The sequence below is a fragment of the Occultella kanbiaonis genome, assembly GCF_009708215.1.
GTDB classification, from domain to species: Bacteria; Actinomycetota; Actinomycetes; order Actinomycetales; family Beutenbergiaceae; genus Occultella; species Occultella kanbiaonis.
The window spans coordinates 5,517,508-5,540,730 of the sequence record NZ_CP046175.1; the positions used below are offsets into that span (position 1 = coordinate 5,517,508).

20 protein-coding genes and 1 pseudogene are annotated in these 23,223 nt (G+C 70.0%); 12 read left to right on the top strand and 9 right to left on the bottom strand.

Annotated elements, in window-relative coordinates; all coding sequences use genetic code 11:
* Nucleotides 1-129 precede the first annotated feature (129 nt).
* Both GKS42_RS25325 and GKS42_RS25330 read right to left on the bottom strand, forming a co-directional pair.
* Nucleotides 130-1,413, bottom strand: coding sequence for an APC family permease (locus GKS42_RS25325; protein ID WP_154796357.1), 1,284 nt, complete (start codon nucleotides 1,411-1,413; stop codon nucleotides 130-132).
* A gap of 219 nt (nucleotides 1,414-1,632) precedes the next feature.
* Nucleotides 1,633-2,760, bottom strand: coding sequence for a LacI family DNA-binding transcriptional regulator (locus tag GKS42_RS25330; RefSeq protein WP_154796358.1), 1,128 nt, complete (start codon nucleotides 2,758-2,760; stop codon nucleotides 1,633-1,635).
* Between the two features lie 177 nt (nucleotides 2,761-2,937).
* Here GKS42_RS25330 and GKS42_RS25335 point away from each other — a divergent pair, with 177 nt between their 5' ends.
* The 6 genes from GKS42_RS25335 to GKS42_RS25360 all read left to right on the top strand — a co-directional run bounded on the left by GKS42_RS25335 (nucleotide 2,938) and on the right by GKS42_RS25360 (nucleotide 8,647).
* Nucleotides 2,938-3,999 (top strand): hydroxyacid dehydrogenase, encoded by a 1,062-nt coding sequence (locus GKS42_RS25335; protein WP_232847843.1) that lies wholly within the window; start codon nucleotides 2,938-2,940, stop codon nucleotides 3,997-3,999.
* Between the two features lie 81 nt (nucleotides 4,000-4,080).
* Nucleotides 4,081-5,385 (top strand): ABC transporter substrate-binding protein, encoded by a 1,305-nt coding sequence (locus GKS42_RS25340; protein WP_154796359.1) that lies wholly within the window; start codon nucleotides 4,081-4,083, stop codon nucleotides 5,383-5,385.
* Nucleotides 5,386-5,457: 72 nt separating this feature from the next.
* On the top strand, nucleotides 5,458-6,387 hold the full coding sequence (locus GKS42_RS25345) for a carbohydrate ABC transporter permease (RefSeq protein WP_154796360.1): 930 nt from the start codon (nucleotides 5,458-5,460) through the stop codon (nucleotides 6,385-6,387).
* Nucleotides 6,387-7,274, top strand: coding sequence for a carbohydrate ABC transporter permease (locus GKS42_RS25350; RefSeq protein ID WP_154796361.1), 888 nt, complete (start codon nucleotides 6,387-6,389; stop codon nucleotides 7,272-7,274). The genes GKS42_RS25345 and GKS42_RS25350 overlap by 1 nt, the downstream gene beginning before the upstream one ends.
* Nucleotides 7,275-7,279: 5 nt before the next feature.
* Entirely contained in the window at nucleotides 7,280-7,990 is a 711-nt protein-coding gene (locus GKS42_RS25355) for a DUF624 domain-containing protein (protein ID WP_154796362.1), read from the top strand.
* A 66-nt stretch (nucleotides 7,991-8,056) separates the two neighbouring features.
* The gene (locus GKS42_RS25360) at nucleotides 8,057-8,647 is read left to right on the top strand and encodes a TetR/AcrR family transcriptional regulator (protein ID WP_154796363.1); all 591 of its coding nucleotides are present in this window, start codon (nucleotides 8,057-8,059) and stop codon (nucleotides 8,645-8,647) included.
* Nucleotides 8,648-8,692: 45 nt separating this feature from the next.
* Here the strand turns inward: GKS42_RS25360 and GKS42_RS25365 are convergent, their stop codons facing one another.
* Nucleotides 8,693-9,199, bottom strand: coding sequence for a hypothetical protein (locus tag GKS42_RS25365; RefSeq protein ID WP_154796364.1), 507 nt, complete (start codon nucleotides 9,197-9,199; stop codon nucleotides 8,693-8,695).
* A 25-nt stretch (nucleotides 9,200-9,224) separates the two neighbouring features.
* Here GKS42_RS25365 and GKS42_RS25370 point away from each other — a divergent pair.
* From GKS42_RS25370 to GKS42_RS25380, 3 genes and pseudogenes are all read left to right on the top strand, one after another.
* Nucleotides 9,225-9,521: pseudogene (locus tag GKS42_RS25370) on the top strand (IS30 family transposase); the annotation flags it as partial.
* Between the two features lie 66 nt (nucleotides 9,522-9,587).
* Nucleotides 9,588-10,337 carry a glycosyltransferase gene (locus GKS42_RS25375; RefSeq protein ID WP_154796366.1) on the top strand — a complete coding sequence of 250 codons (750 nt, stop codon included), beginning with the start codon at nucleotides 9,588-9,590 and terminating at the stop codon, nucleotides 10,335-10,337.
* Between the two features lie 240 nt (nucleotides 10,338-10,577).
* Nucleotides 10,578-11,465: an aminoglycoside phosphotransferase family protein gene (locus GKS42_RS25380; protein ID WP_154796367.1), complete on the top strand. Its 888-nt coding sequence runs from the start codon at nucleotides 10,578-10,580 to the stop codon at nucleotides 11,463-11,465.
* Between the two features lie 776 nt (nucleotides 11,466-12,241).
* On the opposite strand, the gene GKS42_RS25385 is transcribed toward GKS42_RS25380, so the two are convergent.
* The 5 genes from GKS42_RS25385 to GKS42_RS25405 all read right to left on the bottom strand — a co-directional run bounded on the left by GKS42_RS25385 (nucleotide 12,242) and on the right by GKS42_RS25405 (nucleotide 17,319).
* Nucleotides 12,242-12,760, bottom strand: a complete 519-nt coding sequence (locus GKS42_RS25385) for a hypothetical protein (protein WP_154796368.1) — start codon at nucleotides 12,758-12,760, stop codon at nucleotides 12,242-12,244.
* Nucleotides 12,761-12,923: 163 nt separating this feature from the next.
* Nucleotides 12,924-14,219 (bottom strand): MFS transporter, encoded by a 1,296-nt coding sequence (locus GKS42_RS25390; protein WP_210769270.1) that lies wholly within the window; start codon nucleotides 14,217-14,219, stop codon nucleotides 12,924-12,926.
* A gap of 157 nt (nucleotides 14,220-14,376) precedes the next feature.
* Entirely contained in the window at nucleotides 14,377-15,276 is a 900-nt protein-coding gene (locus tag GKS42_RS25395; protein WP_154796370.1) for a phosphotransferase enzyme family protein, read from the bottom strand.
* Nucleotides 15,277-15,320: 44 nt separating this feature from the next.
* On the bottom strand, nucleotides 15,321-15,926 hold the full coding sequence (locus tag GKS42_RS25400) for a potassium channel family protein (protein ID WP_154796371.1): 606 nt from the start codon (nucleotides 15,924-15,926) through the stop codon (nucleotides 15,321-15,323).
* Nucleotides 15,907-17,319, bottom strand: coding sequence for a hypothetical protein (locus GKS42_RS25405; RefSeq protein WP_154796372.1), 1,413 nt, complete (start codon nucleotides 17,317-17,319; stop codon nucleotides 15,907-15,909). Before GKS42_RS25405 ends, GKS42_RS25400 begins: the two co-directional genes overlap by 20 nt.
* 194 nt (nucleotides 17,320-17,513) lie before the next feature.
* Here GKS42_RS25405 and GKS42_RS25410 point away from each other — a divergent pair, with 194 nt between their 5' ends.
* Both GKS42_RS25410 and GKS42_RS25415 read left to right on the top strand, forming a co-directional pair.
* Nucleotides 17,514-17,870, top strand: coding sequence for an ArsR/SmtB family transcription factor (locus GKS42_RS25410; protein WP_154796373.1), 357 nt, complete (start codon nucleotides 17,514-17,516; stop codon nucleotides 17,868-17,870).
* Nucleotide 17,871: 1 nt separating this feature from the next.
* The gene (locus tag GKS42_RS25415) at nucleotides 17,872-18,357 is read left to right on the top strand and encodes an SRPBCC family protein (RefSeq protein WP_154796374.1); all 486 of its coding nucleotides are present in this window, start codon (nucleotides 17,872-17,874) and stop codon (nucleotides 18,355-18,357) included.
* A 78-nt stretch (nucleotides 18,358-18,435) separates the two neighbouring features.
* Here the strand turns inward: GKS42_RS25415 and GKS42_RS25420 are convergent, their stop codons facing one another.
* Nucleotides 18,436-20,802 (bottom strand): arylsulfatase, encoded by a 2,367-nt coding sequence (locus GKS42_RS25420; RefSeq protein WP_154796375.1) that lies wholly within the window; start codon nucleotides 20,800-20,802, stop codon nucleotides 18,436-18,438.
* A 171-nt stretch (nucleotides 20,803-20,973) separates the two neighbouring features.
* Here GKS42_RS25420 and GKS42_RS25425 point away from each other — a divergent pair, with 171 nt between their 5' ends.
* A complete protein-coding gene (locus GKS42_RS25425; RefSeq protein WP_154796376.1) occupies nucleotides 20,974-23,223 on the top strand; it encodes a LuxR family transcriptional regulator in 2,250 nt (749 codons plus the stop codon).

The window sequence follows — 23,223 nt, forward strand, 5'->3', positions numbered from 1 at the left end:
GACCTTCGCCCCCCAGCGCCGCACCAGCGCACGTGAGGGTCGCCACGCCGGACCCGTCCGACGGCGACGATCACCGCGATCCTCGAGGTCCCCCACGCCGCGCCACGAGCCGCCGGACCGGTTCGGACGTCACCCTGCGGTCCGCCGCAGGACCCGGTGCCGGAGCACCCGGTAGGCCACCCCGACGGCGAGCACGCCCACCCCGACCGCGATCGTCGGCGGTGGCAGCGTGGCCACCAGCACGGCGCACCCTCCGGCGCCGAGCCCCTGCAGCCACCTCGGATACCGGCGGTCGGCGCCGGTCTGCGTCCAGGCGGACAGGTTCGCGATCAGGTAGTACAACAGCACCCCGAACGAGGAGAACCCGATCGCGTCCTTCAGGTCCACGGTGAGCACCAGGACACCGATCACGACGGCGATCGCGACCTCCGCGTGATGGGGCACCAGGTACCGGGGGTGGACCGCGGCGAGCCACCGGGGCAGGTCGTCGCCCCGCGCCATCGCCAGCGTGGTCCGACCGACCCCGGTGAGCAGCGCGAGCAGCGCCCCGAGGGCGGCGACAGCGGCCCCGGCCCGCACGATCGGTACCGCCGCCGACCACGGACCCGCCTCCACCGCGGCGGCGAGCGGCGCGACCGAGGAGGCGACGCCGTCGGGCCCCAGGACGGTCAGCACCGCGACCGCGACGAGCGCGTACAGCCCGACGGCGACCGCGAGCGCCCCGAGGATCGCGCGCGGGATGGTGCGGGTCGGGTCGCGGACCTCCTCGCCGAGGGTCGCGATCCGCGCGTAGCCGGCGAACGCGAAGAACAACAGGCCCGCGGACTGGAGCACCCCGTACCAGCCGGCGGACGGCGTCGCCCACCCGTCGAGATTGGCGGCGTCCGGGTCGCCGACGCCGAGGGTCGCCACGAGGACGAGCACGAGCACGGCCAGGACCGCGACGACGATCACCCGGGCGGCCCGCATCGTCTTCGTGATGCCGCGGTAGTTCAGCGCGGCGAGGACGATCACTGCCGCGAGGGCGACCGGCCTGCGCCAGGCCTCCGGCGCCGCGTACTCGGCGACCGCGAGCGCCATCGCGGCGCAGCTGGCCGTCTTGCCGATGACGAACGCCCACCCGGCTCCGAAGCCCCACCACGGCCCGAGCCGTTCGCGGCCGTAGACGTAGGTGCCACCCGAGGTCGGGTAGACGGCGGCGAGCTGCGCCGACGAGGTCGCGTTGGCCAGGGCCACCGCCGCCGCGATGCCCAGGCCGATGAGCAGACCGGCCCCGGCGGCCTGGGCTGCCGGGGCGAACACCGTGAACACACCCGCGCCGATCATCGACGCGAGCCCGATCATCACCGCGTCGGCGGTACCCAGCCGACGCGCCAGGGCGGGCTGCGCGCCCGCCGTGGAATCCGTACCCATCACCAGCTCCCGACCGAGCGGGAGACGCCGCTCCCGCCGAGCCTCGCGCCCGGTGGGCTGGTGGGTCAAGCGGCTACCTGCTGCTCACCCGCGGTTCATGTGAGGTCCCTGGCGCCTCCTGCCGCCGAACGCGCAGGTCCAACGTTTCACCCCTCGCGACTCCACGTTCGAGCCTTGGCCGGATGCCGCGGGAGCGACGGAGCGCGGGCCGAGGTGGGGCTACGTCGTACGCGGCGGCCCGCTGGAGGACCGGACCTTGAGGGTCGGGCTGACCTGGACCCGGTGCACGGGCCGGCCGGGATCGGCCATCCGAGCGGCCAGGAGCGATACGGCCGTGCGCCCGATGGTCCGCCGCGGCGGGCGGACGGCGGACAGCGCGGGCGTGGCCAGCGGCGCCACCTGGTCGTCGTAGGCGAGTACGGAGAGGTCACCGGGCACGCTCAGTCCACGCTCGGCGGCCCGCTGCACCACCCGTAGTGCCTCGGGGTCGGAGTGCACGATGAGCGCCGTGGTCCCGGTCGCCAGGACGGCATCCACGACCGCTTCGATGGCGGCCGTGAAGCCGGGATCCGGCCGGTCCGGCACGGGTAGGTCCACGACGCCGGCGGTGTCCAATCCGAGGTCGGTGCACGCCGCGTGCCAGCCCGCGTGGAGCTGCCCCACGTGCGGGGAGTGCTGGCTGAGCGCCACCCCGATCCGGCGGTGGCCCAGGCTGGTGAAGTGGTGCACGGCCATCGCGATGCCACCCCGATGGTCGGTGGTCACGGACTCCACGGCGCGCCGTTCGTCGCCGACGACGGCGTTGCGCTCCATGAGCACGACCGGCACCTCGGTCTCGGCGAGCCAGGCCCGCATCAGGTCTCCGCCCGGTCCGGTGACGGTCGGGGCGAGCAGCAGGCCGTCCGCGCCGCCTTCGAGGAGGCGCTGCACGTCGCCGCGCTCGTCGGCGGCCTCGTACACCGACCCGCGCAGTGCCATCCGCAGGCCGAGCGCCCGGGTCTCCTCCTCAACCCCCCGAGCGACGTCCGGCCAGTAGTAGTCGAGGGACGGCACGAGCATGCCCACGGCGCCACCGACGACCGGAACCCGCCCGGGCGCCACCCGTGACGACGGTGTGGTCGACCGGTGCTGGTCCGCGGTTTCGATCGCCGTCGCCCCGCCGTGCACCCGGCGCACCAGCCCGGCATCGGCGAGCTCGGCGACGTCGCGCCGCACCGTGACCGGCGTGACGCCGAGTTCGCGGGCGAGGTCGGTCACGCGGATCATCCCGCGCTCTGCCACCGCCGCCAGTACCTCGGCGCGGCGCGAGCCCGCGACCGGCCCGCCCGGCTGCCCGACTACGTCCATGTGAGTCCCTTCGATGCGTCAGCAAAGTAGATCACAATTCGATCACGTGCCAGTAGGCGCTGACCAGCCACGATGCTCGCGTGTTGACTTTCGACGCGTGCCAACTTACTGTTTTCGATCGTAACGCACAATCGATCACTAATCGATCACAGCCTGAGCATTTCGACAGTCGATGCCTTGACCCGTTCGACAGTCGGTGCCGTGAACCTCGACAAGGGAGTTGCCTCCGTGATGACGCGGCCGCGCGTGTTGCTGGTGATGGACCAGGCCACCTTCGCGCTGCAGTTCGGCCCGGACGAGCAGGCGCGCCTCGCCGAGCTGGCCACTCTCGGCGACCCGGTCGTGGTCGGCGGCCTCGCCGACGTCGACCCGGGCCGGCTCGCCGAGACCGAGGTGCTCATCACCTCATGGGGGTGCCCCCCGATCACGGCGGCCCAGTTGGACGCCGCGCCGCACCTGCGGGTGCTGCTGCACGCCGCGGGCAGCGTGCGCGGCCTCGTGCCGCCGGACTTCCACGGCCGCGGGGTGCAGGTCGCCACGGCGGCGACGATGAACGCGGTGCCGGTCGCCGAGTACACGCTCGCTGCCGTCATCCTCGCCGGCAAGCGCGCCCTGCCCCTGGCCCAGGTCGGCCGGACGCAGCCCACCGGGTGGCAGAACTCGTTCGCGACCCGGAGCCTGTCCAACCTCGGACGCACGATCGGGATCGTCGGGTTCTCGACGATCGGACGCCGGGTGCTCGAGCTCCTCCGAGTGCTCGAGACCGGCCCGGTCCTGGTGGCCGACCCGTTCGCCGACCCCGACCGAGTGCGAGCCGCCGGCGGTGAGTTGCGCCCGCTGCCGGAGGTGCTCGGCCGGGCCGAGATCCTCTCGCTGCACGCGCCGCTGCTGCCGAGCACGCAGCACCTGATCGGCCGCGCCGAGCTGGCGTTGCTGCCCGACGGGGCGACGCTGATCAACACCGCACGGGGCGGCATCGTCGACTCCGCGGCGCTGCTCGCCGAGTGCGCGAGCGGTCGCCTGGACGCGATCCTCGACGTGACCGACCCCGAGCCGCTGCCCACGGGGCACCCCCTGCTGGCGTTGCCGAACGTGACGGTGACGCCCCATCTGGCCGGCTCGCTCGGATCCGAGACGCGTCGGCTGTCCCACTTCGCCCTCGACGGACTGGCCGCGTACGCCGCGGGCGAGCCGCTGCCGGGCGCCGTGACCCCGGAGGCGAGCGAACTGAGCGCCTGAACCAACCGCCGTCGCCCCCGGCGGCACCAGAGAACAGACAAACCCAGCCCATTGGGCACAACCCTCGAGAGGGAGAACGCAATGAAGCGCACCATCATGATGAGCGCGGCGGCCGTCGCCGCCGCGACGCTCGTCCTGGCCGGCTGCAGCAGCGGCACGGACAACGACTCCGGCGGCGGCGGCGAGGTCACCGGGGAGGTCACCATCACCCTGGCCGGGTGGAGCCTGACCACCACGCCCGAGTTCCAGGTCCTCGCGGACGCCTTCCACGAGGAGAACCCGAACATCACGGTCGAGGTCCTCGAGTACGACGCCACCGAGTACGACACCCAGATGATCGCGGACCTCGCCGCGGGCACGGCCCCGGACATGTACGTGCTGAAGAACCTCAAGAACTTCGTCACGTACCAGGACGGCGGCCAGCTCCTGGACGTCTCCAGCGTCGCGGCCGAGCTCGGCGACGACGTCAACGGTGTGGACGCCTACACCGTCGACGACGTGACCTACGCGATCCCCTACCGCCAGGACGCCTGGTACCTCTACTACAACCAGGACCTGTTCGACGCAGCGGGCGTCGCCCAGCCCGACGGCTCGTGGACCTGGGACGACTACGCCACCGCGGCCGAGGCGCTGACCGCCGGCCTGAGCGCGGCGGGCAGCGACGCCAAGGGGACCTACCAGCACGGGTGGCAGTCCGTGGTCCAGGGCTTCGCGAACGCCCAGGCCGACGGCGCCGACCTGCTCTCCGGCGACTGGGAGTACCTGATGCCCTACTACGAGCGTGCGGTCGCGCTCCAGGACGCCGGCGCCCAGGTGGACTTCGGGACGCTGACCACCAACTCGCTCACCTACCAGTCGCAGTTCGGCACCCAGCAGGCCGCGATGATGCCGATGGGCTCCTGGTACGTGGCGACACTGCTCGCGCAGCAGGCCTCGGGCGAGGCGGACGCGTTCAACTGGGCCTTCGCCCCGGCGCCCCAGCTCGATGACTCCACCACCGGCGAGCCGGTCACGTTCGCGGACCCGACCGGCATCGGCATCAACCCGGCCGTCAGCGACGAGGTGGCCGCGGCCTCCATGGAGTTCCTGACGTTCGTTGGCAGCGAGGCGGCGGCGTCCGCCCTGGCCGAGATCGGCATCACCCCGGCGATCACCAACGACGCCGTGACCGAGACGTTCTTCGGCATCGAGGGCATCCCCACCGACGAGCTGTCCCAGTTCACCTTCTCCACGCACGACGTGCGCCCGGAGAACCCGGTGGACCTCAACACGGTGGCGCTGCAGAACATCCTCGGTGACGCCCACACGGCGATCATGTCCGGGAGCGTCTCCCCCGCCGACGGCATCGCCGAGGCGATGGACCGCGCCGCGTCCGAGATCGGCTGACCCGAACCGCGTTTCGACCCGGTGCCGGCCCCGTCCGGCCGGCACCGGGCCCCCTTCGACCAAGGAGAACCCATGGCGACCACCGTCGCGCCGGCCCCCACCCGGGCGCCGCGGCAGCGCCCGCCCGGCAGCCGCCTGAAGCTCCGGAACACCTTCATCGGCTGGACGTTCATCCTGCCGAACTTCATCGGGTTCGCGGTGCTGACCCTGGTGCCGGTGCTCATCCTGTTCTACCTGGCGTTCACGTCCTGGAACGTGTTCGGTGCCGCCGAGTGGGTCGGCCTGGAGAACTTCCAGGACCTGATCACCGACCGCACGTTCCACACCGCGCTGCGCAACACCGGCTACTACGCGCTCATGCACATCCCGCTGACGCTCGCGGTGTCCCTCGGACTGGCGCTCCTGCTGAACACCAAGCTGCGCGGCGTCGCGTTCTTCCGGACGGTCGCGTTCTTCCCCTACATCACCTCGATCGTTGCCATCGCGGTGGTCTGGAACATGCTGTTCTCGCCCGAGACCGGCCCGGTGAACCAGTTCCTCATGGCGCTCGGCATCGACAACCCGCCCGGCTGGACCACCTCGACCACCTGGGCGATGCCGGCCGTCGCGCTCGTGAGCACCTGGCGGGACATGGGCTACTACATGCTGCTGTTCCTCGCCGGCCTCCAGGCGATCCCGGGCGAGCTGTACGAGGCCGCGCGGGTGGATGGCGCGAACAAGATCCAACGGTTCTGGAACGTGACCGTCCCGAGCCTTCGCCCGACCACGTTCTTCGTGACCGTGATGCTGACGATCGCGAGCTTCAAGATCTTCGACCTGATCCTGGTGATGACCGACGGCGGGCCCGGCACGGCCACGCTCGTGCTGTCCCAGTACATCTACCGCAAGGGCTTCGAGGAGCAGCAGTTCGGGTACGCGTCCGCGGTCGCGATCGTCCTCTTCGTCATCTGCATCACCGTCACGGTGTTCCAGTTCCTCATCAACAAGCGCAGGGATCGCTGATGGCCACCCTCACCCTCGACCGCCCGCAGGCGGCGACGCCCCGGCCCGAGCGGGACGCGCGCAGACGTCGCAGCGTCCTCGGCACGATCGTGCTGTACGTGGTCCTGATCGCCGCGGCCGCAGTGATCATGCTGCCGTTCTTCTGGATGGTCACGTCCTCCCTGAAGACCAACAACCAGGTCTTCACGGTGCCGATCCAGTGGTTCCCGGACCCGGTGGTCTGGAGCAACTACGTCGACATCTGGGCCAAGTCGGACATGAGCACCTGGCTGCGGAACACGCTGATCCTGTCCGTGACCGTGACGTTCCTGCAGGTGTTCACCGGCAGCTTCGCCGCGTACGGCTTCTCGAAGATGCGCTTCCCCGGCCGGGACGTGCTGTTCCTGGCCTACATCGGCACGATCGCGGTGCCGTGGCAGGCGTACATGATCCCGCAGTTCATCCTGATGTCGAGGTTCGGGCTCTCGAACACGCTCTGGGCGATCATCGCGCTGCAGGCGTTCGGGGCGTTCGGGGTGTTCCTGATGAAGCAGTACTACGACTCGATCCCCGAGGAGCTCTCCGAGGCGGCCCGGATCGACGGTCTGTCCGAGTACTCGATCTGGCGCCGGATCGTGCTGCCGCTCTCCGGTCCCGCGGTGGCCACGCTGACCCTGCTCACGTTCGTGAACACCTGGAACGACTACCTCGGGCCGCTGATCTACCTGCGTGACCGGGACCTGTGGACGATCCAGATCGGCCTCAAGACGTTCGTGTCCCAGTACAACGCCGAGTACGCGCTGATCATGACGGGGTCGGTCCTGTCCGTGCTGCCGATCGCGATCATCTTCATGCTCGGGCAGCGGTACTTCGTGCAGGGCATCGCCACCGCCGGGCTGAAGGGCTGAGGACGATGGCTCACCCGACCCGACCCGGCCCCCGGCGACGGCTCCCTCGCCTCTCGGCGGACACCTGGGAGACGGTCTTCGGCGTCGCCTACCTGGTCGCGATGACGAACCTGATGCTCGTCCTCGGCGCCCTGCCGCTGGTGCTCCTGCTGATCACCACGGATCCGGTCTCCTCCTGGCCGGCGCTCGCGGTCGCGGGCGTCGCGGCAACCCCCGCGGTCACGGCGGCGTTCGCCGTCTTCCGCGCGAACACCCTGGCCCGTGAAGCGGGCGTGGTCCGCACGTTCTGGCGGTCCTGGGCGCGGCACCTGCGGCGCTCGCTCGCCGTCGGAACGCTGCTGATCTCGACGGCGGTGGTGCTCGCGGTGGACGTCGTCGCCATCAGCGGTACGCGCCCGGGTGCCGTGCTCACGCCGCTCCTGGTGGTGCTGTTCGTGCTCGCCTTGATCACCGCACTGATCGCGCTGGTGGCGAGCGTGGAGCGGCCGGACGCGCGCCTGCGCGATGTGCTGAAGGCGAGCCTGTACCTGGGTGTGCGCCGCTGGTACCTCACGATCGTCTCGCTGATCACGCTCGGCCTGCTCGCCGGGCTCTTCAGCCTGCACCCCGCCCTCGCCCTCGGGCTGGCCGCGACCCCGTTGCTGTACGCGGCCTGGGCGAACTCCCGGTACACCCTCGGTCCCGTCCTGCCGCGCGGTGCCAGCGTCGCGGTCTGAGGCGGACCGGCGGGCCGCGGCCTCCGTTCCCGGGACGGCGCCAGGGCGTGGTCCTACACTGCGTCTGTGCCACTGCCGCCTCAGAGCGCCCCGCCCCGGACCAACCGGGGACCTGCGGCCGGACCCGAGAACCGGCGCGCGCTGATCGCAGCGGCACGGGAGATCTACGCCGACGACGGCCCGGACGCGCCGTTCAGCGCGGTCGCCAAGCGTGCCGGCGTGGGTCAGGGCAGCCTGTACCGGCACTTCCCGGACCGGACGGCGCTCGCCATCGCGGTCTATGAGGAGAATCTCGCCGAGCTGGAAGCGTATGCGCGGGCGGGGCGGATCACGCTCGACGACCTGTTCACCCGGGCGATCACGCACGCCGCCAGTTCGATGGGCTTCATCGCGCTCATCGAGAGCGGCCGCCACGATCCCCGGGTCGAGGCGCTCGGGGCGCGCTTCCTGGAGGTCGTCGAGCGTCTGCTCGAGCGGGAGCAGGCAGCAGGGCGCCTGGGTGAGCACGTCGAGCCGAAGGACATCACGATCTCGACCGGCATGCTGGCCACCGAGATCTCCAGGACGGATCCGGATCAGCGCGACGCGGTCGCGAGTCGCATCCTGACGATCCTGCACAACGCGTTCGCGCCCGGGGCGGGGCAAGCCGGACCCTGACGCCGGGCGTGACCGAGAAGGTCCGACCGGCTCCGATTGAACCCGTCAGCGAGCGCCGTCGACGTGCGCCGCGATCACGGTCATCAGAGCCCGCTGGGCCCGCATGGACCCCTCCCAGTCGAACGGGATCAGGATGCTGTGATCGGCGCCGTCGATGGTCTCCATACCGGCACGCGTCGTCAGAGTGGCCGCGGGGGCCCACATCGGATCGACGGTGCCTCCGATCGCCAGGTGGCTCGACCCCGCACGCGCCAGGGCATCATGCACGGCGGGGTCGGTGAGCACGGGGGTCAGCCAGACCCCAGGGACACCCTGACGGATAGTCCACGGGAGCGCGTGGCTTCCCAGCGACTTGGCGACGACGAGGTCCGGGGATCCGGATGCGGCAGTGACAGCGCCGAGCTCCGCCTCGACGTGGCTCCGAGGTTCCGCCGAGACGGAGACCTCCGGCGCCCACTCGACTGCGATCACGCGCCACCCACGTTGCAGCAGCAACTCGGCGCACCAGTAGAGCAGCGGACCCTGGACGGAGTAGAGACCACCGGGGAGCATGACGGCGGTGGGCGCGTCGTCCGCCCTGCGTAAGACCCTGACGTGGGACCGCGGCCGGGAGATGGCCGAGCACGCCCACCTCGCCACCAGCCTGGGGCTACAGGTCTACTTCTGCGGCCCCCGCTCGCCCTGGCAGCGCGGCTCCAACGAGAACACCAACCGGCTCCTGCGCCAGTACCTGCCCAAGGGCGACCTGAGCACCTTCTCGCTGCGCGACCTCGACGACATCGCTGCCCGCATCAACCACCGTCCCCGACGCGTCCTGGACTGGTCATCCGCCGCGGAGGTGTTCCTGCATGCCCGTACCCGGCGCGCACGGTAGGGGATCCATCACCGGGCGGTGGTCCGACCCATCGCGACGTGGCTGGCGTGGTGCTAGAGATGGACGGTGTACTCCCAGCAGTCAGATGCTCAGATCGGTGCGATCGTCGTCAACCACAACACCTCTGCCTGGACCGAGGTGTTGATCCGCTCGTTGTTCGTTCAGAACCCTGGCTTCGGCCGACTGACGGTCTACGACAACGGCTCGATCGACGACCGGTCCGCGATGCTGGACGCGGCGGCACAGTACGGCGCGGAGATTCAGCAGTCCGGGTTCGACACCACGACAACCACGAACTCCCACGGTCAGGTGCTGAGCAAGTTCGTGCTCGACCCGAGGAACGCAGAGCTTGATTACCTGCTCTTCCTCGACGCCGACGTCTGCTTCACCAGTCCCGGAACGATCCGCATCCTGCGAGAGGAGTTGGAGCGGAATCCGACGGCGTTCGGGGCCGGCCCGCGCATGTCGTGGGACGGCGAGAGCGAGATGGCGCCCGACCTGGCTGCCAATCCTGAGATCTACCGGGATCGGCTGCATCCCGCGTGCGCCCTGGTTCGCAACACAGAGCTGTTCCGCAGGGTGGTCGACGAGGTCGGGCTGTCGTGCGCGACGCAGCACCTCGTCGGCCGGGAGCGGTTCCTCGACACTTTTCGCCTGGCCACGATGGTCATGCGGACTCACGGCGCCAGCCACGTCATCGCCGATGCGCTGATCATGCACGCCTTCGCGGTGTCCTACCCGAACGAGTCCAGTTCGCTGATCCCGCAGAAAGAAGCCCGACGCGACGCCTGGCTCCGGAATCTCAGGACCAAATAGGCCAACATACACGGCCCTGCGACCCAGAGCGCGTTTCGCTGAGGGATCCCTCAGCGTGCGCCCGAGCGCGGCCTCTGGCCTCGGTACCGAACCTCAGAACGCTCGGCGATGAGCCATCATTCGACCGAGGTGGGCGTCAGGACCGCGGCTATACGGACAAGGACGATTCCCACGCCCGAATCAACGACTCGGGATCGGCGCCGATCAGGACTGAGTTCCTGCCCGCTCTAGGCTGTTGCGGTGAGGCTCGACATCCCCGACCAGGTCCGTCAGACGGTCGTGGCCGACGGGAACGAGTCCTGGCTGGACGAGCTGCCGGGCGTGATTGAATCGCTGGCCCAGGACTGGTCTTTGAGGATCGGGAGCAGCCTCGCGGGCGGTCACGCCGCCCTGGTTGTCGAGGTGACGATGGGCGACGGATCCGCAGCGGTCCTCAAGATCGGCGTGCCGGATCGGGACGTCGGGCAAGAGGCCGTGGCACTGCGCCTGGCGAACGGAGCAGGATGCGCCAGGCTTCTGGGCGAAGACAGGCGGCGACAGGCCCTTCTACTGGAGCGCCTGGGTGCTCCGATGCAAGCCGTCGTGGCCGACCCCGTCAGCCGCCACCTCCTGTTGTGCGAGCTGGCTGTTCGCCTGTGGCGTCCGCTTGGTCCCGACGTCGACCTTCCCACCGGCGCGAGGGTGGCTGAGCGGTACGCCGACCAGTTGCCACGGTTGTGGGAGCAGGCGGGTGAACCGTGTTCGCCAGCGACCGTGGCTGACGCGTTGGACTGCATGGAACAGCGTCGCCGCGCGCACGACGACCGGTCCGCAGTCCTGGTCCACGGTGACATCCACGAGATGAACGCCCTGCAGGCGCGCGATGGTACCTACAAGCTCATCGATCCGGCCGGACTGCGGGCCGAACCGGCGTGCGATCTCGGCACCATCGTGCGGAGCAATCCGGACCTCGGTGATGACCTCCGGGCGCGGACCGAGCGGCTGGCCTCACTGACGGGCGTCGATGCCACCGCGATCTGGGAGTGGGGAACCATCCACCGCGTCGTCAGCGGCGTCTACGCCTGCAGTATCGGTTTCCAACCCTTCGGCGGGCTGCTGCTGGCCGAGGCGGATCGCCTCACGGCGTAGCCACTGGATCCCCTCGCGGGCGCTCGCTGTCGTCCTCAGCATGCTGATGGGGTTGCCCTCAGACTCGGCGGCAGCGTCTACGCCCCACCCGCCCGCCGGGGACTCCTGTTCAACGTGCTCAGCAAGGTCGCCTACCTCGACGCCGACCTCATCCGCATGCGCACCCGCGAAGGGATGGCCGTCGCCCGCACCAAGGGCCGGCTCCAGGCAAGACATCGAAGCTCTCCGCCTCCCAGCGCCGACGTCTACTCCGGGCCGAGTACGCCCGAACTGTTCAGCGTCTCCCGCACCACCACCTGCCGCGAGCCAGCGAGGCTCAGCCCTGACGCCTACCGTGTCACCATCACGTGGTGCGTTGACCGGTTGAGACCGCCGTCGATTGTGGGCTCGCTTGTGCCATTACGCACGCCTCACGGAGGAAGAGCTGGCGGTCGCGATCGCCTGGGTTTCACACTTGGGTCCATGACCGAAGGAGGGAACGGGCCGGACACGCCGAAGGCTGCGTGGGCCAGGCCTTTCTCTGACGGACCGCCGTTGCGGGAAAGCCTGGCTCGGCTCATCGATGCCGACGGCGCCAGCGACGGCGCTGAGAACTCCTACTTCGAGAGCGCGAACGACCCGCGGTTCGTGATGATTGAGACCGCGCAACGACGGTTCAAAGGTCAGCTGCGGAGGCGGTTGAGGCACCGCGCATCCAGTGCGCGCGCAGCATCTGAACGAGACGGGCACTCTCAAGACGAGTAGAGATCCTCCCGAGGTGGCAACGCTTCACGCGCTCAGACCGTGGGCCGCCGCGAGAGGAGCTGCCTCACGTCTCGGCGGACGAAACCGCCACGAAAATCTCCGCGATCCAGAGCCGCGCTCACCAGCGCACGAGAGCCGTGCAGGCACAAGTACTCGTGTAGTGCTGCAAACCCGTCGTTGATGTTTCGTCGCCGTGTGGCGAGGTCGAGGCCAGACCGCAAGTAAAGGGAGGTCGCGAGGTCGTACCTGTCCAGCCCGACGAAGTTTTCGACCGGGACACTGATCACGCAGTCGTTGGCACGCAGCGGTCCGGGCGGTGGTCGCAGTTGAGCGGAATCGACCCCCTTGATGCGAGGCGCGTCGAGAGGCGGCGCGTCGATGTCGGCGCCGACCTGAACATGGAGCGCGGTAAACCATGGGGGCTTCTCGTAGCCGACTAGCCACCGCATGTCAGAACCCGAGTACTGCCAGCTGTTCCTGGCACCTTCGAAGCCGCAGTCCCGAAGCGCAACCTCGACCACCCGTCGTAGATCCCTGAGCTCTACGGTCACGGCACTTTGCACCCCACCCACAGGGCGGCGGGACTGAACAGGAGAGCGCCGAGAACGCTCCGCGTCGCGCCTACTTCGGTGAACACCCACGCAAGCGTAGTTGTGGACCCGCGCTCAGGGGCGCGAAGCGACCCAGCGTCAGAAGCGACCGCTATCGGCGGGGTCAGTGCCTGACGAGATCGCTGTCGGCGGCGGCCGCTCCCTCACCGTCCTCGGCCCGCACCCGGCGCCGGGCCCGCTCGTACCGGCCGTGAACGAGCTCGTACAGTCCGAGGGAGACCAGGGCGACGACGGCCAGCACGAGGTACATCGTGTCGAACCCGAACACGCCAAGACCGAGCCCGAGCAGCACCGGTCCGATCCCGATGCCGAGGTCGACCATGAAGTAGTGCGTCGAGATCGCGACACCCACCCGCCGCATCGGCACCTTCGAGACCGCGACCGCCTGCAGCGCACCCAGCAGCGACCCGAAGCCCAGGCCCATCGCCACTCCGGCGACGATGACGAGTGCGTCGCTGCCGGCCAGCCCGAGCAGCGCCAGCCCGGCGGCGAAGGCAAGCACCGCGAAGACGATCACGGCATTGTCGCCGCGCCGATCCTGCAGTCGTCCCATGATCGTCCGGGTGAGCAGCATCGACGCCGCGTAGACGAGGAAGAAGATGCTCGCACCGCCGGCCAGCCCGGCCTCGGCGGCGAACGGCTGCAGGTAGGTGAGGACGCCGGAGTAGCAGATCGCGAGGACGAGCATGAAGCTCGCGACCGGCAGCACGGCCGGGTGCAGCATGTCCGCGGGCCGGAACCGCAGCAGCCGCGCCCGGGCCTCCCGATCGGGCGCGAGGTCCCTCGTGCGCAGGAACAGGGCGATGACGAGCGCCAGCACCGACGCAACGGCCGAGCCTGCGAACAGCGCACCGTAGCCGACGTGGTCCACCAGCAGCAGACCGAGCAGCGGGCCGAGCGCCGTCGCCAGCGTCATGCTCAGCGTGAAGTAGCCGGTCCCCTCACCCCGGCGTGCGCGCGGGATCACGGACTGGGCCAATGTCATGGCCGTGGTCGAGGCGATCGCGAAGGATGCCCCGTGCAGGAAGCGCACCACGAGGAGCGAACCGTACGAGGACGCCGGGAAGTAGGCCAGCGAGGCCAGCGCACCGACGACGAGCGCGATGAGCAGGTTGCGTCGTCTCCCGACGAGCTCGACGAGGTTGCCCGCGAACAGCCGGGCCGTGGTGGAGCCGATGACGAACATGCTGGCGGCGAGGCCGCTCGCCGTCTCGCCGGCGATGAACTCCTTGATGGCGTACACGGCCATCGTGGTCATCAGGAAGTAGAAGACGAAGGCGAGGAAGAAGTTCACGATCCACGCGAGTACGAACTCGCGGCTCCAGAGCCTCACGGTCGACGTCGCGACCGGTTCCTGGGTCGACCTGGTGGTGTTTTCGGGCGCAGGCACGTGAGCCACGCGGGCACCGTCCATTTCGTGCTGGTGAGGCGGCGCGTCGCGATGCACGCTCGGACCGCCCCTAGGACGGCCACGCTCGATTGTGCCACCGGGACGCACGATCTGCCGTCCCTGATCCTGCTCACACTTTCGTGGTCGGCGCGCCCTGGCCGCCCGGTCACGGCGTGTCGATCACACCGAGTGCGACCAGGCCGCGCCGCGCATCGTCCAGCCCTTTCCGGTTACCTCCCGGGTCGGTGAGCCCGGTCCGGTCGGCGGCCGCCAGCCGCTGCGCGAAGTAGGCCGCCTGGACTGCCTGGCGGTACCGGCGCATGGCGTCGAGGTGGATCAGGTCCACCCCGCTGCGATCGGAGTAGGCACGCAGGAAGGCATCAGCCCGGCGTCGCCCGCCGAGATACATGACGGCGGAGGCCACGTCGTAGAGCACCGGCCCGTCGGTGGCGCCGGTCCAGTCGATGAGCGCCGGCCGGCCGCCGTCGAGCAGGAACGCCTCGGGCGCCGGGTCGGTGTGGAGCGTCGCCCAGGGTTGCGGCGCGAGCGTCTCGTACTCGGCCCGGACCTGCCCGACGGCGGTGCGAACCCAGGGTTCCACGTCCAGTTGGGGCCCGTGCCAGAACGGCTCGGGCAGGAACGCACCCCGGCGCCGGCCGAGCGTGGTGGCCCCGTGCACGGCGGCGAGCGTCCTCGCCATCAGCTCCTGCTCCACCCCCGTGGCTCCGTCGAACGGGGTCCCGTCGACCTCCCTCAGCAGGCTGACCCAGCCGCCGAGGGTCGGCGCGACCACCTCGCCCGCGGCGGTCGGTACCGGTGGTCCGGTCGGGATACCGGTCGCGCGTTGCACGTGGAGCGCCCGCTCGCCGCCGGTCCGGAGGGCCGCACCGAGACCGTCCGGCACCCACTTGGCCACATATCGCCCCGCGCTGCCCCGGACGCGCGCAGTCGCCGAGTTCATCCCGCCGCCGAGCGGCGCGACGATCGCCTCGCCGAGCTGCGGCCAGTGCTGCGGCAACGCCTGACCGAGGGCGGCCGCAAGCTCGTCGTCGGTGAGAGCGTCCATGGTCCCCGGACCGTACGTCACGCCCGGCGTCGCGGGCGAGCGGATTACTCGGGCGGCGAGGGCCGGGCTCCGCCGCCTCCGGCCGGGCCGGCGGTACCGGTCGATACGGGCCGGCCGGGCTCACGGTTCAGGCCCACCCGGACCGCGCCGAGGAGGAGTTTCAGGCCGCCACCGAGCAGCGCCATGCCGGCGAGCATCTGGATCATGGCGATGATGCGCGCCTCCCTGGCGAGGGGCGCGATGTCACCGAATCCGACCGTCGCGAACGTCGTCACGGTGAAGTAGAGCGCATCGGTGCGGTCGAGGGCCTCGGTGAACGCGGCCGGGTCACTGCGGGACAGACCGACGTACACGGCCGCGAACAGCACGAGGAAGAACGGGACCGCCGTCGCGAGCGCCTCGATGGCACGCAGCCTCGGCCGTTTCGAACGCACGATGGCCCGGACCTGCCAGGACAGCATCCCGGCCAGCGCGGTGAGCCCCAGCGCGAGCGCGAACAGGGTGCCCACCGAGGTCCCGTCAAGGGGGAGCGCGTAGTAGACGACGAGCACCGCGACCGCCGACAGTGCCGGCCGTAGCAACGCCCACCGGCTCCGGGCTCGCCGGTCCGCGCCATCGCGGCCCCCGACGTCAGGTGGACGCTCGCGCATGCGTGTCGTCGCCACTCATCTCGGGTGCCTGCCGGCTGAGCAGCTCCAGGAGCACGAGGAGCAACCCGGCCACGATCGCGACCCAGAGGATGAGGGCCGGTGTCGGGCTGCCGGCGAGCAGGATCACCAGTGCCGCGATGATGACGACGACCGCGCGCAGGATGCCCTTGTGCCGGCCGAGCCAGAGCCCGACGGGTCCGGTCGAGACGCCACGACCCTCGGCGAACCCGCGGGCTCCGTCGAGACCACGGCCAAGGCCCGCTCGCAGCGCCCGCGCAGACTTGGCCGACCCGGCCAGATAGGCGGCGATCGCGACGACGATGCCGAGCACGCCGACGGTGCGCAGCGTGACCCGGAGGAAGGACACGACCTGGTCGAACACGACCTCTGCCGCGTCAAGCCGCAGCACCACGCCGCTGAGAGCGTCGAGGTACAGCCCACGCGCGATGGTGAGTGCCAGCCCGAGCACGAGCATCGAGGCCGCAAGTGCGAGCCCGGCCACGACCAGCGTACGCATCTTCCTGTTCGCCACCAGGACGCCGGCCGCCAGCAGGATCAGCACGATCCAGGGCAGCCACGTGCCGAGCGCGACGACCTGCGCGTACCGGTTCTGGACCTCGACCAGCTGTGAGGTCTGCATGATGGTGAACGACGCATTCACCTGTGGGATGCTCGCCGCGATGCCGAGGCCCGCCTCGACCAGCCGCTCCTTGACGAGTTCGATCATCGGCGCCAGCTGGATCGAGAGCTGCCCGTCGTCGCCGATCTGGAGAAGCGCACCGTCGGCACCCTGCATGACGGCGACCATCTGCTCGTGAGCCGTCCGGTTTGCCTGCTCCCAGACCGCCTCGAACTGATCACTCTGCACGACCCGGTCCGCCGCCTCCCGGACGAAGTTCTGGACCCCGCTCGTCAGTGGTGCCTCGAGGGCGCCGAGCGCCGCGGACGCGCGCGGGGCGATCCCGTTCTCGTCCATGGCCGTCGAGATCTCGTCGAGGAGCGCACCCACGTCGATCTGTTCCATGACCAGGCCGGTCAGCCTGCCGGAGAGGGCGGATTGCAGCACGGGGTCGGCTGCGAGCGGCGCGACCGTGGCGACGTAGCGGTCGGTGTCGGTCAGAGTCCGTTCCGCCCAGGCGGCGATGACCGCGACGGGTGCCAGCAGGGCACCCAACGTGATGAGCACGACGGCACCCACGGCGCGCAGCCGCCCCGGTGCCCGCGGGCCCCCTGGCCCGTCCGTGCCGGCGTCGCGCGGTGCGGCCGCCACGTCGAGGCGGTGCCGCAGGACGGCGTTCTCCTCCTCCAGGGCCCGGAGGCGCTCAGCCAGCGCAGACGGGTCGGCGTCCGGAACTGCCCCGGTGGCACCCGAACGCTCGTGGTCGGTGTCCATCCGTGCCCTCTTCCTCGAACGTGGCGCGGCCGGTGGGCGAGCGCCTGCTGGCGTCGACCCAGCGGTTCCCGGTTCTTACACGTAGGACGTTAGCCCGCACCGCCCCGAGGAGCCCCACCCATTGTGGGTGAGGAAACCCGACCCGCACGCCGGGTCTTGACAACCTACAACCGTTTGGTTGTAGGTTGTTGGGTATGACCGGAACCGAGAGCCAGAACGAGGACAGGGCCGATGCCATGTTCCACGCGCTGGCCGACCGCACGCGGCGCGACATCCTGCGCCGGGTGCTTGCCGGAGAGCACTCGGTCACGACCCTCGCGGCGAAGTACGACATGAGCTTCGCCGCGGTACAGAAGCACGTCGCCGTACTGGAGCGGGCCGGCTTGATCAACAAGCGGCGCGCGGGCCGGGAGGCCCTCGCCAGTGGCGACGTGGAGGCGGTCCGGTCGGTGGGCTCGCTGCTCACCGAACTCGAATCGCTCTGGCGCGGGCGGATCGCCCGCATCGACGAACTGATCGCACAACCCACATCCACCGAGAGGAACCAGTGACATGCCTGTCACCGACGTCCAGCACGACATGAACAACCTGACCCTGACCATCGTGGCCGAGTTCGCCGCCCCCGTCTCTCGCGTCTGGGACGTGTACGCCGACCCACGCCAGCTCGAGCGGGTGTTCGGACCGCCGACGTACCCGGCCACGTTCGTGGACCACGCGCTCATCCCCGGCAGCCGTTCGACGTACTTCATGACGAGCCCGGAGGGTGAGAAGCACGCCGGGATCTGGGACATCAAGACCGTGACCGAACCGTCCGGCTTCACGTTCGAGGATGCGTTCTCGGACGCGGACTTCAACGTGTCCACGGATCTGCCCGTGAGCCAGAACTCGTATGCCTTCGTGGCCACCGACGGCGGGACCAAGGCGACATACGTCTCCACCTACGCCACCGCGGAGGCGTTGCAGCAGGTGCTCGACATGGGGGTCGTCGAGGGCGCGACCTCCGCGATCAACCAGATCGACGGCTTGCTCGCCGCGTGAGCACCGAGGGCCGAACCGGCCGGCGCGCGTGCGTCGGCCGGCGGCCCCAGCTCCCGTGATCCGGTGCCGGCCTGGCTCCTACTGCCGGGCCATGGCGACCCTGAGGCGTTCCTCCGGGCTGATGAAGTGGTCGTTGTCGTCCGCCCCGGTGTCGAGCTGGACCCAGTGGATCTTTCCGGTGAAGGTACTTTCGCGGGCCGTGTAGTCGGGAGAGACCGGGGTGCCCGACTCGTATCCGATGTCGGTCGTCTCGTCGGCCGAGAAGACGAGCGGCTGGGTGAACTCGATCCGGCCGGCTCCGACGGCGGTCCCGTCGTGGTAGAGCGTGACGTCACCGCCCTTGCCGAGCCCCCCTCCGTCGTAGGCGAACTCCATCCGCACCTGGTGCGTGCCGGACGGGATCGGTGTGTCCGACGCCGTGGTGTAGAGGTGGATCCCGAGCACGTTGTAGGCGAATGCGAGCCGGCCATCGCGCGCGAACAGACTCCACCCGCCGAACCGGCCACCCTGGGCGATGATCACGCCGTGGACCCCGGACCCCGGCGCCTCGATCTCCGCGGTGAGCGAGAAGGACCGGTTCTTCATGCTGACCACGCTGTTCTCGCTCAACCGGCCCATGCCCGGATAGAAGAGCTGCGACGCACCGTGCACGAGCGTGGGCCGGCCGGCCAGGGTCGGTTCGAGCCGCTCACCCGTCCGGTCGTCCATCGGCAGCACGTTGTACTTCGTCGCCTCGATGAGCCAGAGACGCTGCAGCCGGGCGAGCAGGTCCGGGCGCTCCGCGGCCAGGTCGTGGGCCTGGCTGAAGTCCGTCGCACCGTCGTAGAGCTCCCACAGGTCGTCGTCGAACGGGGGCACCGTGGCGCCGGTCATCACCCAGGGCGTCCGGTGCTTCGTGACCGCGCTCCAGCCGCGGTGGTAGATGCCGCGGTTGCCGAACATCTCGAAGTACTGCAGGTCGTGGCGTTCCGGCGCATCCGCGTCCTCGAACGCGTACAGCATCGAGGTGCCCTCCATCGGGGACTGCAGAACCCCGTTGACCGAGGTGGGCTCCGGGATCCCGGCCGCCTCGAGGATGGTCGGCGCGATGTCGATCACGTGGGTGAACTGCGACCGCAGTCCGCCGGCCTCCGCGATCCCGTGGGGCCAGTGCACGATCGTCCCGTTCCGGGTGCCGCCCCAGTGTGAGGCGACCTGCTTCGTCCACTGGAGCGGCGTGTCCATCGCCCACGCCCAGCCCACGGAGTAGTGGTTGTAGGAGGTGGGCGACCCGAACTCGTCCATCTTGCTGCGCATGAACTCCGGTGTCTCGAGCGCGGCCATGCCGTTGAAGTTCGCCATCTCGTTGAACGCGCCGTTGACGGTGCCCTCCGCTGAGGCGCCGTTGTCCCCGATGATGTAGTAGACGATCGTGTCATCGAGGATCTCGAGATCCTCGAGCGTGTCGATCAGCCGACCCACCTGGGTGTCGGAGTGCTCGAGGAAGCCTGCGTAGGTCTCCATCTCCCGGGCCAGGACCGGCTTGAGGTCCTCGGGCATCTCGCTCCAGGCCGGGATCTCGTCGTGGCGTGCGGTGAGTTCCGCATCCGACGGAACCACCCCGAGCTCCCGCTGCCGCGCGAAGGTGCGCTCGCGCTGCACGTCCCAGCCATCGTCGAAGCGGCCCCGGTACTTCTCGATCCACTCCGGCGCGACGTGGTGCGGTGCGTGGGTGGCACCGAGGGCGAGGTAGACGAAGAACGGGCGGTCCGGCATCAGCGCCTTCTGCTGGTTGACCCAGGAGCACGCGTGGTCGACGAGGTCCTCCGTGAGGTGGTAACCCTCCTCGGCCGTGGCCGGTGGCTCGATCGGGGTGGTCCCGTCGTAGAGCGCGGGATCCCACTGGTTGTTCTCGCCTCCGATGAAGCCGTAGAACTTCTCGAATCCGCCACCGCCCGTCGGCCAGGCGTCGAACGGGCCCATCGGGGAGGTCTGCCAGACCGGCACCTCGTGACACTTGCCGAACTGCGCCGTCGAGTAGCCGTTCAGACGCAGCGTCAGGGCGAGCGGAGCCTTCGTGTTCGACCGCAGCGAGCTGTTCCCCGGAGCGGACGTGGCCGTCTCGGTGATGCTGCCCATGCCCACCGAGTGGTGGTTGCGGCCCGTGAGCAGTGCCTGCCGGGTGGGCGCACACAGGGCCGTCGTGTGGAACCGGTTGAGCCGCAGCCCACTGCCCGCCAGCCGCTCCGCGGTCGGCGTGCGGCACGGACCGCCGAAGGCGCTCGATGCTCCGAAGCCGACGTCGTCGAGCAGGATCACGACCACGTTCGGCGCTCCCTCGGGGGGCAGGAGCGGCTCGATCGGCGGGTAGGACGTGGCCGGATCCTTCGCGTCGTACGTCGTGAGGCCGGGCGCTGGGCGGTCCGGTATCGGGAGCATGGTTCGGGCATGCCGGTCGGGACGCATGGCGGTTCCTCCGCTGGAAGCCGGGTGGGTGCCTCAGACGGTATGGAGCCCGCATGCGCGGCCACATCACGCGGACCGCGTGAAACGCCACCCGCGCGGCCGGGCGACGCGCCGCATGAACCCGACCGTCAAGTTGCTCCGCACCCCGGCCGGCCGCACTATCGTTGACGGGTGAGCCACGTGCCGGGCACGGCGTCGGCGAACGGGGGGCTCGAACGCCTTCTCCGTGAAGCCAAGTTCGACGTGCCGCGCCCGCTGGACGCAGCGGTCAGCCGGGCCGTGTTGATCGACGCCGCGATCCGGAGTGGGCAACGCATCGTGAGCGTGACCGCGCCCCCGGGGTACGGCAAGTCGACGCTCCTGGCCCAGTGGGCCCACCGTGACGCCCGGGCGGTGGTGTGGGTCTCTCTCGACAGCTGGGACGACGATCCCCTCAGCCTCCTCGTCGTGCTGGCTTCCGCGTTCGGCACAGTGGACGGCGCTCCACTGGGTCTGGCACAGGACATGCTCGGAGCCGGCGTGTCCGCACTCGGACGCGCCGCTCCGCGCCTCGCAGCCGTGATAGCAAGGTTCGACGAGCCGTTCCTGCTCGTCCTGGATGATCTGCAGGTGCTACGTTCCCCGGCCTGCCATGACGTGCTCGGCCTGGTGATCGACGCCATCCCACCGGAGTCGCAGGTCGTCATCGCGAGCCGGTACGAACAGCCCCACCTACCGCGGCTCCGCGCCCAGGCCAGAGCGGTCGAGATCGGCGCATCCGACCTCGCCATGGACGTCGCAGGGACGGAGAAGATCTTTGCGACGACCCGGGTGGCTGCCTCGCGCGAGACCCTGGAGGCCATCACCGAACGGACTGAGGGGTGGCCGGTCGGGATCTACCTCGCGTCACTGATCGCCCGGCATGACCATGACGGGACGGCCATGGTGTCCGGTGACGACCCGTACGTCGCCGACTACCTGCAGCGCGAGGCCTATCTGCGGTTCCCGGCCGATACCCGGCGGTTCCTGCGTCGCACGGCCGTGCTTGAGTCGATGTCCGCATCACTGTGTGACGCCGTGCTCGGGGGGCACGACGCGCGGCGGCTGCTGCGGCACTTCGAGGCCTCGAGCCTGTTCCTGATCCCGCTGGACAGGCACCGTGAGTGGTTCCGCTATCACGCCCTGTTCCGCGAGTTCCTGCTCGGTGAACTCCTGACGGCCGAACCCGACCTGAGCGACACCCTCAGACTGCGCGCGGCCGACTGGTACGAGGCCCACGGCCTCCCCCATCGGGCGGTGGAGGTGCTGCTGCCCACGCCGCACCGGGACCGCTGCATCCGGCTCGTGACTCGCGTCGTGATGTCACTGTTCCAGTCCGGGCGGCTCTCCACGGTCGACCGCTGGTTGGCTGCCCTCGGGCCCGACGCCATCGCGGGCTACCCGCCGCTCGCCGTGCTCGCCGGATACGTCGCTCTCTACCAGGGGCACGCGGCCGAGGCCGAGCGCTGGGGTGAGATCGTCGACCGCGCCTCCTTCGAGGGCGAGAGTCTCGACGGTTCCGCCTCGTTCGCCTCCGCCCGGTCGATGTTCCGCGCCGTCCGATGCCCGGACGGCCCCGAGCAGATGCTCGCGGACGCCCAGTTCGCGATCGACAGCGAGCCGCGACTGAGCACATGGCGCGACACCGCCCTCGCCCTCGGCGGCGAAGCCGCGCTGCTGGTCGGGGACGTCGCCGCAGCAACCGACCACTTCACCTCGGCCGTCGCGGCAGCAGACGTCGGGGGCAACGCAGATGCCCTGGTACTGAGCGAGGCCCGGCTCGCACAGGCGGCCATGGACGCCGGCCGATGGGAGGACGCCCGGCCGCGGGTCGCGCACGCGGCGAGCGAGATCGCCATGCACCGGATGGAGGACTACCCGACCAGCGCGCCTGCCTTCGCTGCGGCCGCTCGACTCGCGGTGCACGACGGCGACCTGACGACCGCACGCCGCGAACTGACCCGCGGCATGCGGGTCCGTGTGTCCTGCACATTTGCGTTCCCGACGCTCGCGGTGCGGACCAGGCTGAACTTCGCGCGGACGAGTTGGGCTCTCGGTGACAACGTGACCGTGCGACATCTCCTCCGCGAGATCGATGACCTGATGCTGCATCGGCCCAACCTCGGAGTGCTGGGCGACGAGGTCCTGGAGTTCCACAAGAACTTCGAGGCCCGTCCCACCAGCGCCGTCTCCGACGGCGTGATGTCGCCACTCTCCCCTGCGGAACTCCGGCTGCTTCCGTACCTTCAGACGTATCTGACGATCCGCGAGATCGCGGAACGGCTGTTCATCTCCCGGAACACCGCCAGCACCGAGATCGGGGCGATCTACCGCAAACTCGGCGTCTCCTCGCGCGGCGACGCCGTGCGACAGGCAATCGCCCGGGGCCTGCTCGGCGAGTGA